Origin of the sequence: Haloferula sargassicola (assembly GCF_040362925.1) — a bacterium.
GTDB lineage: Bacteria > Verrucomicrobiota > Verrucomicrobiia > Verrucomicrobiales > Akkermansiaceae > Haloferula > Haloferula sargassicola.
This window is the reverse complement of the sequence record NZ_BAABRI010000006.1, coordinates 19,257-33,855: the sequence shown is the minus strand read 5'-3', so window position 1 is coordinate 33,855 and position 14,599 is coordinate 19,257. Positions and strand designations below refer to the sequence as shown.

Here is a 14,599-nt window from a genome sequence, read left to right as displayed (position 1 = left end):
GGGTCAGTTGTAGCGTTCCCAGAGGCGTTGGTAGGCGGGGATGGCGTCGGCGGGGGTGGCGACGGACGCGACGAGCTGGCGGGAAAGCCAGCGCGGGTCCGCGTCGGCGCTGTCCCAGAGCAGGACGGGCAGTGAGTTGAGCAGCGCCTCGCGCGGGTAGCGGAACGGGCGGGCGAGCAGGCCTTTCGGGCCGAAGGTGCGGAGGCGGATGAGCGCGTTCTTGAGCGCGTTCGTCTCGGGGCACTTGTTGCCGTCGTGCGCGTAGTCGGCGGGCGTGCGGAAAGGTTTCGCGAGCCGCTTTTCCTCGACCTGGCGCCAGACCGACCAGGCGGCGGCGGTGACCTTGGCGTGCAGCGCGGCGAGCTCGTCGCGGGCGGCGGTGGTGGAAACGGGGTGGAGCTTGAACTCGACGCCATCGCGGTGAAAGGCGAGCAGCTCGGGAGTGGCGTCGGTCCGTTGGAGACGCTGGTGGCGTTCGAGACAGGACCAGTGATAGCGGCCGTGGGCGGCGAGCAGGGCGTCGCCCATGGCGAGCTGGGCCTTGGCGATGTTGCGGGCGACGAAGTCGGCGTCCTCGCGGGTGAAGTCCTTTTTCGCGAGCCGCTGCTTGGCGTAGAGGAGGCCGCTGCAGCGGTTCATCAACAGCCGGGTGGCCTCGTGCGGCGGGATGCGCGAGGCATCGGCGTGATGGCGGCAGCTCGCGAGCGCGTCATCGGGCCCGGCGAAGATGCGGTGACCCTCGACGAGGTCGTAGTAGAACATCGAGGTCGGGCCGTTCGCGATCGCGTCGAGCGAGGTGATCTTGATTTCCACCTCGATGCCGAGCTGCTCCGTCATGCGGTGGCAGTAGTCGTGGATGGCGTGGCCGAAACGTTGCTCATTGAGGCGCGGCGGGCCGTCGATGAGGAGGAAGAACTCGAGGTCGTTGTAGGGCGCGTCGCCGCTGGCGGTCTTGAGCACGCCGCCTTCGCCACGACCGTATCCGCCGCCGAGGGCGAGCGCCTGGAGCTTGTCGGCGGGGACGATTTTCGCGACCTCCGCGCCGATCTCGCGGCAGGTGGTTTCAAGCAGGGCTTCGAGGGCGTCGTCGCCATCGCGAGTGAAGCGGAAGGTGCTCATGAGGCCTCCTTTCGGTGGCCGGCGGCGTGGCTTTCGGCCTGCCGGTAGATGCCTTCGAGGCGGTCGGAAATACGGGACCAGTCGTAGTTCGCGAGGGCCTCGGCTTTTCCCGCGGCACCGAGGCGCTGGCGCAGCGCGGGGTCGGCATGGAGGCGGACGAGTCGGTCGGTGAGTTGCTCGGGCGACTCGGGGTCGAAGAAGAGGCCGGTTTCGTCATCGCGGACCAGCGCCTGCAGGCCGCCGACGCGCGAGGCAATGACGGGGCGGGCGGCGCACCAGGCTTCGAGGACGACGATGCCGAAGGGCTCGTGGCGCGAGGCGAGCACGAAGGTGTCGGCGGCATGGTAGGCATCGACCAGCGAGCCGGAGTCATTGCCGAGGCCGGGGATGATCTGGACCGCATCGCCGAGCGACTCGGCGGCGATGAAGGCGTGGAGTTTTTCCGCGTAGGCGGGCTGGGTGACGGGGCCGATCAGCACCAGCCGGGCCTCCGGCGCGGTGGCGCGGAAGCGGGCGAAGGCTTGCAGCAGGCAGAGGTGGTTTTTCTGCGAGTCGATGCGGCCGACGTTGACGATAAGGAACGCGCTGTCCGGGATGCCGAAGCGCTGACGGAAGGCGGCGCCATCGCCGGTGGCGAAACGCTGTGAGTCGACGCCATTCGGCAGGTAGCTGACGCGGTCGTGGGAGAGTTCGGCGCGGGCCTTCTCCGCCTCGCTCTGGCCGACGCAGATGACATGGTCGGCGTCTTCGAGCACGCGGCGGGCGCCGAGCAGGGCGCCGAAGGGCTTGCCCCACTCGAACTTGCCCTGGATCGGCTTGGTGAGGTCGTCGAGCTCGGCGGCGGGGACGTCGAAGATGCCGCCGTGGAGCGAGACGACGTACGGCTTGCGCCGTAGTTTGGCCACGGTGCGGACGGTGCCGCCGAGGCGCTTGAGGGCGTGGGCGTGGAAGATGCGGACGTCCGGCTCGCGCATCAGCGCGCCGAAGAGCGGCAGCGAGAGCAGGTTGCCGCCCTTCTTGTCCATGGCGGCGCGCTCGGTTTCGCTGAGGCCGAGGAAAGGATAGAGGTGCGCGTGGCGCTCGACCGGGATGCCGGCGATGTCCTCGCGGCGGGAATCGGCGAGGGCCATCGAGGTGACGATCTTCGGGTGAAATCCGGCGGCCTTCTGGGCCTTGGAGGTTTCGAGGATGACGGTCTCCGTGCCACCCCATTCATGGGCGACGAAGCGGCGCGGGATGTGGATGATGGCACTCATGGTGTTCGCGCCGGCTGAAGCCAGCGCTCCGAGGTTTCAGGCGACGTTTTTCTTCGGCGCGCGGGCGGCGGCGTGGTGTTCAACGGCCTGCTCCATGAGGCTGTGGATGTGCGGGATGTGGGTGAGGTCGGCGGGGACGTCGGCGGTGTTGCTGAAGAGGGTGGCGTAGCTCTGGGGATCGGTCGGGTGGTAGCCGTGCATGGCACGGATCGGCCGTTCGCCCATGTGGCTGGGAACGATGAGGACGCCTTCTTTCGCCAGCCAGACGAGCTCGCCGAAGGCGTGGTCGTCGAAGTGGGTGCGGTAGTGCTTCAGCTCGTCGTCGGGCATCACGCGACCCTCGGGGACGGTGGCGAGGAGGGCCTCGATTTTTTCCCGGGCACCGGGCTTGAGGAACCAGAAGCGGGCCATGGTCGAGTCGTAGGCCACGGCGTAGTCTTCGCCGAACTTGAGGCCGAGGGTGTCGATCTTCGAGCGCAGGTCGAGGTGCTCATCGCAGTTGGCCATGCCGTGGTCGCTGAAGACATGGAGGTCGACGTGGCGGTAGTGCTTTTTCGCGACCTCCATGACCTGCGTGATCCAGCGCTCGTAGTGGTCGAGCTTCTTCGGGATCTCGGGCGAGTTGTTGCCGACCATGTGGAGGAGTCCGTCGAGGCCGGCCCAGTACTGGAAGGCGAAGTCGATGCGCTGGCTTTCGATGTCGGCGAGCAGGAGTTCGAGGTGCTTTTCCTCCGGCAGCGACGGGTCGGTGACGTAGTACGGCACTTGCCGTTGTTCGAGCAGGTCGAAGATGTTCGGGCCGACGTTCATGCCGCCGGGCTTCAGCGGGCTTTTCTTTTCGGTGAAATCGAAGAGGTGGATGAACTGGAAGGGGATGTTGTAGAGGTCGAAGTAGCCGCGGAAGCCGAGGCTCTTCTTCACGAACTTGGTGAGGTAGCGGCGGACGATGCGGCGGCCGGTGAGGGCGGTGGGCAGAAAGCGCAGCCAGCCAAGCGGGCGGAAGGGCGAGTGCTCGGGATCGTGGACGAAGTAGCACCAGTTGCGGTGTTCGTCGGGCCAGCGACCGGAGAGGATCGAGGGAACGCAGGCGCAGCTGTAGCCGAAGACGCTCTCGAGCTTGCGGCGGTGCGGGGCGACCTTTTCGAGGAAGGGCAGGTCTTTCACGATCTCCCACCCGCAGGCGTCGATCATGATGAAAAGGGAAAGGCGGTCTTTCATGGCTGGGCGGCGGTGGTGTGGCGGTCGACGACGGCCAGCAGTTCGGTCGGGCTGAAGGGCTTGGTGAGGAAGGCGGCGGCGCCGGATTGCTCGGCCTGCTCGCGGGTGAAGGTATGGCCGCGGGCGGTGAGGATGATGACGGGAATCTCCGCGGTTTCGGGGTCGGCCTTGAGCGCCTGGAGGACTTCGAGTCCGTCCATGCCGGGCATGATGACATCGAGGATGGCGGCATCCGGCTTGCGGGCGCGGATTTCCGAAAGGGCGGCATCGCCGGTGCCGACGGCGGTCCACTGGTGGCCCTTTTTCCGCAGGGTCATTTCGAGGAGCCGCAGCATGTGCGGGGCGTCTTCGGCAAGAACGAGGGTGGCCATGATTTCAGAAAGTCAGGATGAGGAAGGTCTGGTCGTCGGCGAGCGACTCGGCGGACCCGGTCTGGCCGAGCCGCTGGAGCAGTTGTTGCTTTAGGATAACGGGATCCACGGTGCCCGCGCTCTGGTGGAACCAGGCGGCGACTTCGTCCTGCGTTTCGAAAACCGGCCGCTCGTTGCGCGGGTCGATGAACCCATCGGTGTAAGCGAGGATACGGGTTCCGGGGTGGAGCGGAATTACGTCTTCTTGGAAGCTGGGCGAGCGCTCGATCCCGATCGGCGGCGCCTCGGGCATGGCCTCGGCGAGTTCGTTTCCGGAGATGACGACCGGGCAGTGGCCGGCGTTGGCGACGCGGATCAGGCCGGCAGGCACATCGACCACGCCGACGGCCAGCGTGACGAACATCTCCAGCCGGTCGAGATCCTCGAACATCTGGCTGCCGACCTTTTCCAGCACGGTCGCGGGGTGGTCGAAATCCTCACCGAGCGAGCGGATGATCGAGCGGGTGACGGCAGCCATCATGCTGGCGGCCACGCCTTTTCCCATGACATCGGCGATGACGAAAAAGTAGCCGGTGCCTTCCATCGGGATCAGGTCGTAGAAGTCCCCGCCGATCGAGAGCGCGCTCTCGCAGTGGCCGATGGCGTGGATGCCCTCGACCGGGTCCTGCACCGGCGGCAGCAGCGATTGCTGGATGGCGGCGGCCAGGTCGAACTCGTGCCGCGCGAGCCGCGAGCGAATGGCCTCCTCCTCATGGCGCAGGCTGAGGAAATGCTGGCTCAGGAACTCGGCGAAGGTGTGGACGAGGTTCAGCTCGCCGGCATTGAAGGGCTCGTCCGACGAGGTGCGGGCCAGCGTCAGCACGCCGAGCGGTTCGTCGTCGTGGAAAAACGGATGCACCAGGCCGGTGCGGACGGTATCCGGCAACGACGCGGATTCCGGGCCCTCGAACCACTGGTCCCTGCGCGACTCGAGAGCCCGGGTTTCCATCGGCAGCGGATCGCCCTCCTCCACACCGTGAAGAGCGAGACAGACCAGCCGACCGTGGTCGGCCACCCGCAGGATCCCGATTTCCGCGGAAGTGAGCGTGATGAGGTGCTCGAGGACATGCCCGGCGAAGTCGCGCGGCGAGTCGGCATCGCGCGCCTCGGCGGTGAAACGGAAGATGGCCGAAAGGCTCTCGTAGCAGGTCGAAAGCTCTTCGGTCATCGCCTCCAGCGTGGCCTCCAGATCCTCGGGCGGGCCGGGATCGGGAAACGACCGCCGCAGCTCCAGAAAGTTGCCGTGTTTTCCGCGCGCGTAGATGCGGGAATCGGTGAGCGCCTCGATCAGGAACAGCCCGCGGCCGGACTCGGAGTCGTCATCGGGCAGGCCCGGATCGTCGGGCCAGTCGAAGCCCGGCGTGCGATCGAGCAGCCGCGCGGTGACCTGCCCGGCGGCGACGAGCAGGGAAATCTCGAGCAGGCCGGGTGGCGGCCGATCGCCGGGATGAAGGACGCAGTTGTTCCCCGCCTCGGCGAGGACCAGCTCCCAGCCGGACAAGTGATCCTCCGGCAGGCCGCAGGATTGAAGAAACGCGCGGGCACCGATCGATGCCTCGCGGACCGCTTCGAGCGTGTAGGGTCCAGCCCACTGCCAAGAACGGCCGGTGGCGGTGCCGGATGAGTCGTGCGTGCTCAAGCGTCCCCCCTCAGGAAACGATTTCAAACACGCGGTGGAGCCGCGTGAGTTCCAGCACCTGGGTCGCCGGAGGGGTCGGCGAAAGAAGGCGCAACTTGCCGCCGCGTTCCTGGGCGAGCTTTTGCATCGAGATCAGCGCACCGAGGCCGCTGGAATCGAGGAACTCGAGCACGGAGGCGTCGAAGTCGATGTTGTCGAGACCATCGGTCAGGCGGAGCCGGACCTGGTCCTTGACCTCCCGGGCGGAGCCGGCGGTCAGTTCGGTGACGCCGGTCACGTGGAGCGTGTCGGCGCGGGATTCGGTGTGCATGTCGTGTGTGGGCTGTGGATGAGAAAAAGCGATGTCAACCCGTGGCGGAGGATGCGCCAACGCCAGGCGAAGGTCGGCCGGCTGGCGAAAAGGGCGGCGTGGGCGCGGGCTTCATCGTCCCACGGCTCGGCGCAGCCCTCGGCCTCCGGGGCGGTGAAAACGGCCGGCGGCACCTGCAGCCACAGGCGCTCGAACTCGGTCACGAGCTGCGCCGCCTGGATCGCCTCGATGGGGGGATTCCCGGTCCAGCTGAAGTGTCCGGTGACCACCCGGCACAGGCGGGGCCATCGTTTCCACCCGCCGGGCAGGGCGGGAAACTCGGCATACCACAGCGGGCGCAGCGGCTCGCCGGGTCCGGCCTTCAGCGTGGCTTGTCGAAACTCCCGCCACGGCCGGCGGCGGATCGGTGCCAGCAGCAGCGCCAGCAGCGGCACCCAGAAGGTGAGCAGCATCGCGCCCAATGCCAGCAGCCGCCCGAACGGCGACGCGGCCGCCTCCCGCACCGGATCCAGGCGGGAAAGCAGGAACGCATCGGTCAGCCGGGTCACCGAGCCATTGCTCCAATTGGCCAGCACCGGCCCGGCGGCGATCGAGCGCGCCAGATGAGTCATGCTGCCGAGATAAGTGCGCGCCCCGACGGTCGAATCGCCGATCTCCGCCCGCACCTCGACCAGCGAGTCGTTTTCCACATACGAGCGCGGTCCGATGTGCGCTCCCGCGGAAATGGTGGCCTGGTGGCCGATCCAGCACGGCGCCTCCAGCACCGCATCGCCCGCGATGCGTGTCTTCATGCCCACCCACACGCCGGGCGCTCGCTCGCGCACGCCGACCTGGCCGGGGGCGAGGAGATGAAGCAGTTGCGCGCGGGATTCATGCCAGGCAGCCGGCCCGTCGAGGATCGCCACATGCGGTGCCTGGGGCAGCCGGTCGAGCACCATCAGCTGGTCGCCGGGCAGCACTTCCGCACGCGCGGCACCTTCCTCCGGCGTCAGTTCGCGCGGGGTGGCGATGACTTCCACCTGCATGCCCCAAGTCGAGCCGGTTCCCACGTACTCCCGCAGCTCGGCGGGCCGATCGCTGGCGAAAAGGATGACTTCCGTGAAACCCTCGACCGCCAGGCCGTGAAGCGCATGGTCGACGAAGGGCTTGCCGAGATAGACTGCCAGCACCAACGGCACGTCGCCGGCGAGGTCATCGAGGATCGCCCGCTTGTCCGGGCAGATGACGATCGCGCGCTTCATGCGGCTCCTTTCCCCAGCAGCACGGCCGGCACGGTTTTGATCAGGATCAGCACGTCTTTCAGCACCGACTGGCTCTCGATGTAGCGGACGTCCAGGTCCACCTGTTCGGGAAATTCGATCGCGTTGCGGTCGCCGACCTCGAGCAGGCGGCCTTCGCGCTCGCCGATCTGCCACAGGCAGGTGATCCCCGGCACGGTGAGCAGCCGGCGGCGGTCGTCCGGCGAGTAGAGCGCCACCTCGCGCGGCAGCGGCGGGCGCGGACCCACCAGCGACATCTCGCCGCGCAGCACGTTGATCATCTGCGGCAGCTCGTCGATCGACATCTTGCGGATGAAGCGGCCCACCGGCGTGATCCGCGGATCGTCCTTCATCTTGAAGGTGATGCCATCCGCCTTCTCGTTGTGCTTCAGCAGCTCGGCCAGCTTGGCCTCGGCATCGACGCACATGCTGCGGAACTTCAGCATCCCGAACTCCCCGCCGCGGTAGCCCACGCGCTTCTGCTTGAAAAAAACCGGCCCGCCATCGCGGCGGACGAGGTGGGCCACCACCAGCATCAGCGGCGAGAGCACCAGCAGCAGGATCGAGGCGGCGAGCACGTCGATGGCGCGCTTGAGGAAACGGGTGCACCCGACGGTAAAGCGCCAGGCCGCGCGTTTCCATGCCATGTAGCAGCGCGCCCGCAGGCGGCCGAACGGGCCCGCGCTGGCCAGCAGGCGGCGGGCGGAAAGCTCGGCGATGGGATCGTGGACGATCATGTTTCGAGATATGGGAAAAGCAGCGGAATCATGATAGTGAACCAAATTCGCTATCTCATGACATGGGAGAAATAACGGTATTGACACCCAGCGCATGCAGCGCGTCGTGCAGGTCCTCGGTCGCCGTACGGGCGGCCTGCTCGAGGGTCTCCAGCCGCCGCCCGGCCTCCTCCAGCCGGCGCGCGGCGCAGGACTCCTCGACCGCCGCCGCGGCGTGCCGCAGGACCTCGAGCGAGAAGATCGAGGCCGAGCCCTTCAACGAATGGGCGTGGCGGCGCGCGTCGGCGTCGTTGTTGAGGCGGACCGCCTCGCGGACTTCATCGAGCTGCCCGGGAAGGTCGTCGATGAACTCGGTCGCCAGCGACACCGCGTCGGCGGCCGTCAGCTCGACCGCCAACTGGCGCAGCGCGCGGGTGGCGGGCGCCTCCGGGCGCTCGATGGGGGCCGGTTCGTCGGCGGTCGCGGCCGGCCTCAGCATTTCCCTCAGCGAGTGGAGGCGGATCGGCTTCGGCAGGTAGTCATCCATGCCCGCCTTCAGGCACAGGTCGCGGTCCCCGGACAGCGCGTTGGCGGTCAGGGCGATGATCCGCGTGGCCGGGAGCGCGTGCTCGCTTTCCCAAGCGCGGATGTGGCGGGTGGCCTCCAGGCCGTCCATGCCGGGCATCTGCACGTCCATCAGGATCACATCGTAGCGCCGGGTGGTGGCCGCGGCGATGGCCTCGCCGCCATCCACGGCGATGTCCGGGGTGCAGCCGAGCTGCGCCAGCGCGGCCAGGGCGAGCTTGCGGTTGATGGCGTTGTCCTCGGCCAGGAGCAGCCGTAGCGAGCACTGCTCCGCGGCCGGCTCGGGAGCCTGGGCGGGCCGGGCGACCGCCGGATCGCGGAAGCGGGCGGCTTGCTTCAGCAGCATGTTGAAAAGCGGGGAGACCTTCAGCGGCTTCGAGAGGGTGCCGCCGATCGCATCGCGGAAATGGTCGCGCGGGGTGAGCAGGTCGCCGGGGCCGCAGAGCAGCAGCGGGGCCGCACCCGCGGCGGCCAGGTCGTGCACGAACTGCTCACCCGCCGGCGTGGTGGCCTCGGCCTGGTCGATCAGCGCCGTCTGTGGCACCCAGCCATCGAGCTCGGCCCGCGCCTCTTCGGTGGAGGCCGCAGGGCGGACGTCCATGCCCCAGCGCTCGAGCAGCTCGGTGATGACGCGCAGCGACCAGCGGTGGCCATCCACCACCAGCACCCGGCGGCCGTCGAAGTCCGGGTACGGCATCGGCCGTACCAGCGGCGGCGGGTTTTCGGAAACGGTGACCGGGAGGGTGAAGGTGAAGGTCGATCCGCTGCCATGCCGGCTTTCCACCGAAATCCCGCCGCCCATCAGCTCGACCAGCCGCCGGCAGATCGCGAGCCCGAGCCCCGTGCCGCCGAAGCGCCGCGAGGTGGAGCTGTCCTGCTGGTGGAAAGGATGGAACAGGCGCTCGATTTGGCCGGGATCGATGCCCACGCCGGTGTCGGACACCCGGAAGCGCAGCTCGACCCGGCCGGCGTCGTCGGTCGGCCCGGCCTCGACCTCGAGGCGGACCTCTCCTTCCGGGGTGAACTTGACGGCGTTGCCCAGCAGGTTCACCAGCACCTGCCGCAGTCGGTGGGAGTCGCCGGAAATGGACGGCGGCACGCCCGCATCGAGCCGCGCGGCGAGGTCGATCCCCTTTTCCGCGGCGGCGGTGGAAACGGTGCCCAGCGCCTCGTCCACGCAGGTCTGCAGGCTGAAGGGATGCTCCTCGATCTCCATGTGGCCGGACTCGATCTTGGAAAAGTCGAGCACGTCGTTGATGACCCGCAGCAAGGCCTCGGCGCTGGTGCGAATGGCGGTCACGAAGTCCTCCTGCTGCTCGGACAAGGGCGTCTGCTGGAGCAGCTGGGCGAAGCCAAGTACGCCGTTCATCGGAGTTCGGATCTCGTGGCTCATGGTCGCCAGGAAGTCGCTCTTCGCCCGGTTGGCGCTGGCGGCCTCCTCGGCCAGCGCGTTGGCGCGGTCGCGCTCGCGGCTGATCTTGTGGTGCGACTGGTCGAGGTCCTCGATCATGCTCAGCATCACGCGGCGGTTGCTTTCCAGCTCCGCCGCGCGGCGGGCGGTGTCCTCGGTGGCATGGCGCAGGCGGTCCTCGGCGGCCTTCTGGCGGCTGATGTCGGTCACGATGCCGACGATCTCGGTGACCTCGCCGTTTTCCCAAATCGGATGCAGCAGGACTTCGCAGACGATGCCCACGTGCCAGAAATCGACCTCGAAGTTCTGTTCCTCTCCGCCCCAGGCTTGGTGGAAGTGCACGGCGTGCCGGGGGTCGTCGATCAGCAGGCCGATGGTGTCCTTTTCCAGCGCGCTGTGGTCCCAGCCGAGGCGGGCGAGCAGGCGCCCGCGGGCCAGACTGACCACGAAGCGCCCCTCTTCCTTGCGGGTGCGGAAAATGATGTTCGGCTGCTGGTTCAGCGTTTCCTCGAACAGCCGGGAGATGCTGCGCAGGCGGGACTCGGATTCGTGGCGCAGCCGCTCGTTGGCCTCGGTGAGCTCCTCGGAGGTGATCTCCAGCGTGTGCGAGAGCAGCCGCTGGTGCGCATCGAACTCATCGTAGGTCTCGCCGACGAGGTCGAGAAATTCCCGCAGGGCGGGGTCCTCGGCGGCGGCCGTGCCATCGATCTTCCGGAGCTGGCGGTGGAGCAGGGGATTCATGTCAGGCGGTCTCTCCGAGGAGGGTCACGGTCATGGTTTGGTTGTGCAGCTCGCTGGAGCCGGAGCGGTCGCAGGGACAGGCTTCGCCATACGAGTAAAAGCCGATCGCCGGGCAGCCCTCGGGCAAATGGTCGGTCACCGCCTCCAGCTCTTCATCGGTCCGCTGGCCGAGCACCAGGCGGCGGCCCACGCAGCTGACCAGCACGGCCAACGAGCAGGAGGAACGATCCGGCGGCAAGGCCAGCGCGGCCGCCGACGAGGCTCCCTCGACCAGCTGCACGGAGGTCGCCTTCATCAGCCGGACGTCGGCGCCCTCCGGCATGTCGCCGGCGAAGGTGAGCGATTGGTTTTCCTCGTCGATCGCCAGGATCGTGCGGACCAGCAGGTGGTCGGGATCCGCCGGCCGGCTGAGGCCGAGCGGAAAGAGCAGCCCGGTGGCCGGCAGGCCCTCGGCGCGCTCGCCGAGGTAGCGCTTGTAGAGCTGGAGCGCGGGCTGGCCATCGAGTTCAAAGAGCGTGTTGCCCTGCGCCCGGGTGATCCGGCGCTTCGGCCCGAAGGCTTCCCAACCCCCGCGCGAGGCGTAGCCGACGCTGATCTTTTCACCATAGAAACCGATCGCCACGAGCTGGTCCGGGCGGATGTCCGCGCCGAGGCCGACCAGGGTTTTCCCAAAACGGTCCCCATCGCCGGCCAAGCCTCCGGTGACCGCCACCCCCGCCGGGAGAACCGCGCGGAAGCCCTCGACCAGGGCGGTGCCGTTCACGGCCAGGCCGCCGGACAGGATCATCACGTGCCGCAGGCCCGGCGAGGCCAGGCGGGCGCCGGCCCGGCGGCCCGCCTGGTGGCTGTCGCCCGCATCGTGGAGCGCCTCCGCCACCGCCCGGGCGGTGGACGAGGAAAAGTTGACCAGCGCCGCGACCACCGACCGGTCGTTCACGCGGCTGCCCGAGATTTCACCCGCCGTGCTGCAGCCGCAGACCGGAACGTCGGGGAAGCGGCGCACCAGATCGAGCACCGGCGAGTCCTCACCGGTCATCGTTTCCGGACAGGAAAAATACAGGACCAGGTCCGGCCGGTCCGCGGCCTGGGACGGCAGGTCCCAGCCGGATTCCGGGGTCCAGTGGCAGGTGAGGGTCTCCATGGCGAATTCGGGGAAAAAAGCGGGTGGCGGCGTCAGTCGACCGCCGATGGGTAGCGGGGATCGACGCCGGAAGCCTGGCAGATCGAGTTGATCTCGCGCTTGAGTTCGAGCACGCGCTCCTCGCGGTTCATCATCACGCGGTTCATGCGCTCCAGCTCGGACAGCGCCGAGCACAGCTTTTCCTCGTAGGACTTCTGCTCGGAGAGGTCGCTGGCCATGCCGAGGTAGCCGAGGATGCGCTCCCCATCCGTCAGCGCGGAAACCGAGAGCAGCACCGGCAGGCGCTTGCCGTCCTTGCGGATGTACGTCCACTCGCGCTGGTCGGGGCGGCCGAGGCGGGCCTTGGCGATGAAGGTCTGGAAGCCGGGCTCGACCTTTTGGCCGAGTTCGATGGTCAGCTCCCGCGCGCGGGCCGAGACTTCCACCGGATCGTGAAAAACCCCGGGCGTGGATTTTCCGACCAGCTCCGAGGCGGCGTAGCCCAGCATGCGCTCGGCGGCCGGGTTGAAGAGCTCGATGGTGCCCTCCGTGTCGGCGGCGATGATGGCATAGCCCGCGGCGTGGATCATCGCGTGCTGCAGCGCGGCCGTCTCGCGAAGCTGACGGTCGGCCTCGCGACGGGCGGTGATATCGCTCTGGATCGCCATGAAGTTGACCAGCCTGCCGTCCTCGTCGTGGACCGGCTGGATCTCCATGCCCACCCAGTATTTCTGGCCGCTTTTGGTGTAGTTGAGGATCTCGACGGTCATCGGCTCGCTGTTGGCGAGCTTCCGGCGGATGAATTCGGTCGTCGCGCGATCCGTTTCCGGGCCTTGGAGAAACGAGCCCGGCCGCTTGCCGACGACCTCCTCCAGCGTCCAGCCGTTCATGCGGGTGAAGCCTTCGTTGACCCACTCGACGCAGCCCGAGGTGTCCGTGATGACCACCGAGTTGTGTGTCCGCGCGGCGACCAGCGCCAGCTTCCGCGCCTCCGCCCGTTGCTCACGCAGCTTCGCCCGCTGCTCGGTCAGGGTGTGGGTCAGCTTTTTCAGGTCATCAATCGACAGCCGGTAGGACATCACCACCTGCAGCAGGTCCATCGTCTGGTCGTGCGGCGGGAAGTCGGACATCGACAGGCCGAGCTGCTGGACCTCCTCCGGCTCGGAGATCCACGGCGTGGCGAGCATCAGGAAATGACCGCCCTCCACGCGCGCGACCTGGCCGCGGACCTTCAGGCCCGTGTCGATGGATTCCAGCAGGTGCAGCGTGGCGGTGCCATCGCTGAAGTGCCCGGCGGTCCACTCGCCGGCGGGGCGCAGGATGCGGAAGACCTCGGCCATGCGGACCCCGCGCCGGGCGCCGGCGCAGGCTTTGATGATGCTGGGACCGGCGGACACGAGCTTCATTTCCCCATCCCACTGCAGGAAAAACGGAAACACCTCCGGCAACAGCTCGGCCGGAAGCGCAGGTGGCGGCGGCGTGGCGGTGGCGGTCATCACGCGCTCGGGGCCCAGGAAACTTCGAACACATCATGGTCGGCGCCCGCGTCCTTGCGCTCCACCACCGTGACCTCGCAGGCCGTCTGGAAATACTTCGCCATGCCGTGGACCAAGCCGATGATGAAGTGGGTGAGCCCGGTGCGCGGCGTGTGGTAGTGCAGCCGCGCGCTGCCCTCGGCCAGCACATCGCACTCGAAGCGCGGCGGATCGAGGTCCGGGAAAATCATCGCCGTGCGCGTGTGCATCGCCGGCAGGTGGCGCAGGAAATCGCCGAGCGTGCTGCCGCAGGCCGTGACCAGCGCGCCGAACGGCCCGTGGGCGATGTCGAGCGCCCAGAACTCACCGAAATCGCGCAGCACCTCGTCGGCCGGCAGGTCGAGCTCGGCCGAGGTGGCGGCGACCAGGGCGTAGGTGATTTCATCCGGGTAGCCTTCATTGAAAAGGAACACGTCCTGTTCGATGCCGGCGCGGTCCCGGATGCGGTACCAGGCTTCTTCTCCGTGCCGCTCGATGAGGCGGTCGCGGATCGCTTTGTTCACGAGTCCGTACATGGCTGATGGGTGGGGGTGAAGTTCACGAGGTCGCTTCGAGGAAACGCAGCACGGCTTCGGTGCGGCTGCGGACGTGGAGTTTCTGGTAAATGTGCTTCAGGTAGTCGCGCACCGTCTCGTAGCTGATGCCGAGGTCGGCCGCGGCCTCCTTGGGCGCCATGCCGGTGGCCAGCAGCTCCAGCACCTCGCGCTCGCGCGGCGCCAGCGAGGGCAGCGGCATCGACGGTTTCGGCGGGTCGGTCTTTTGAAACGCGCGGATCACCAGGCCGGCAATCTCCGGGCTCAAGGGCGAGCCGCCGAGGTGCGCCGTCACGATGCTGTCGGCCAGCGAGGCGAGCGCCGATTCCTTGAGCAGGTAGCCGTTGGCTCCCGCACGGATCGCCTCGAACACCCGCTCCGGATCGTCGTGCACCGTGAGCACGAGAAAGGCCGTGCACGGCAGCGCCTCGGAAAGGGTGCGGATCAGTTCGGCCCCGGACATGCCCGGCAGCTCCAGATCCACCACGATCACATCCGGCCGCAGGTCCCTCGCCTCGGCCAGCGCGCCTTCGGCATCGGTCCAGGCGGCCGCCAGCTCCATGTCCCCGCGGACGCCGATGCGCTTGCTGATCAACGAGCGGATCACCTTGTCATCCTCGATCACCGCCACGTGAAGACGTGGCTTGTCGGGCGGGTCTTGGATATGCTTTTCAGGATCCATGTTTTTCAAGGCAAGCTAGAGCTTGGAACTTGCGGATCATTTATAAAAACAAACCACCCCTGTCG

13 protein-coding genes are annotated in these 14,599 nt (G+C 67.8%); all 13 read right to left on the bottom strand.

Annotation, left to right across the window (positions count from 1 at the left end; genetic code table 11):
- Positions 1–3 precede the first annotated feature (3 nt).
- The 13 genes from ABXH26_RS06210 to ABXH26_RS06150 are packed head-to-tail and all read right to left on the bottom strand — an operon-like array spanning position 4 to position 14,534.
- On the bottom strand, positions 4–1,119 hold the full coding sequence (locus tag ABXH26_RS06210) for a hypothetical protein (protein WP_353566180.1): 1,116 nt from the start codon (positions 1,117–1,119) through the stop codon (positions 4–6).
- Positions 1,116–2,375, bottom strand: a complete 1,260-nt coding sequence (locus tag ABXH26_RS06205) for a glycosyltransferase family 4 protein (RefSeq protein ID WP_353566179.1) — start codon at positions 2,373–2,375, stop codon at positions 1,116–1,118. Before ABXH26_RS06205 ends, ABXH26_RS06210 begins: the two co-directional genes overlap by 4 nt.
- Positions 2,376–2,411: 36 nt before the next feature.
- Entirely contained in the window at positions 2,412–3,593 is a 1,182-nt protein-coding gene (locus ABXH26_RS06200; RefSeq protein ID WP_353566178.1) for an alkaline phosphatase family protein, read from the bottom strand.
- Positions 3,590–3,964, bottom strand: a complete 375-nt coding sequence (locus tag ABXH26_RS06195; RefSeq protein ID WP_353566177.1) for a response regulator transcription factor — start codon at positions 3,962–3,964, stop codon at positions 3,590–3,592. Before ABXH26_RS06195 ends, ABXH26_RS06200 begins: the two co-directional genes overlap by 4 nt.
- A 4-nt stretch (positions 3,965–3,968) precedes the next feature.
- Complete coding sequence (locus ABXH26_RS06190) at positions 3,969–5,642, bottom strand: SpoIIE family protein phosphatase (RefSeq protein ID WP_353566176.1); 1,674 nt, start codon at positions 5,640–5,642, stop codon at positions 3,969–3,971.
- 10 nt (positions 5,643–5,652) lie between these two features.
- A complete protein-coding gene (locus ABXH26_RS06185) occupies positions 5,653–5,952 on the bottom strand; it encodes an STAS domain-containing protein (protein WP_353566175.1) in 300 nt (99 codons plus the stop codon).
- Entirely contained in the window at positions 5,916–7,193 is a 1,278-nt protein-coding gene (locus ABXH26_RS06180; protein ID WP_353566174.1) for a glycosyltransferase, read from the bottom strand. Before ABXH26_RS06180 ends, ABXH26_RS06185 begins: the two co-directional genes overlap by 37 nt.
- Positions 7,190–7,948 (bottom strand): sugar transferase, encoded by a 759-nt coding sequence (locus tag ABXH26_RS06175; RefSeq protein ID WP_353566173.1) that lies wholly within the window; start codon positions 7,946–7,948, stop codon positions 7,190–7,192. Before ABXH26_RS06175 ends, ABXH26_RS06180 begins: the two co-directional genes overlap by 4 nt.
- 55 nt (positions 7,949–8,003) lie before the next feature.
- Positions 8,004–10,664 carry an ATP-binding protein gene (locus ABXH26_RS06170; RefSeq protein ID WP_353566172.1) on the bottom strand — a complete coding sequence of 887 codons (2,661 nt, stop codon included), beginning with the start codon at positions 10,662–10,664 and terminating at the stop codon, positions 8,004–8,006.
- 1 nt (position 10,665) lies between these two features.
- On the bottom strand, positions 10,666–11,805 hold the full coding sequence (locus tag ABXH26_RS06165; RefSeq protein ID WP_353566171.1) for an FIST signal transduction protein: 1,140 nt from the start codon (positions 11,803–11,805) through the stop codon (positions 10,666–10,668).
- Positions 11,806–11,837: 32 nt separating this feature from the next.
- Entirely contained in the window at positions 11,838–13,280 is a 1,443-nt protein-coding gene (locus ABXH26_RS06160; protein WP_353566341.1) for a PAS domain S-box protein, read from the bottom strand.
- A complete protein-coding gene (locus ABXH26_RS06155; protein WP_353566170.1) occupies positions 13,280–13,822 on the bottom strand; it encodes a heme NO-binding domain-containing protein in 543 nt (180 codons plus the stop codon). The genes ABXH26_RS06160 and ABXH26_RS06155 overlap by 1 nt, the downstream gene beginning before the upstream one ends.
- 34 nt (positions 13,823–13,856) lie before the next feature.
- A complete protein-coding gene (locus tag ABXH26_RS06150; RefSeq protein WP_353566169.1) occupies positions 13,857–14,534 on the bottom strand; it encodes a response regulator in 678 nt (225 codons plus the stop codon).
- Positions 14,535–14,599: the final 65 nt, after the last annotated feature.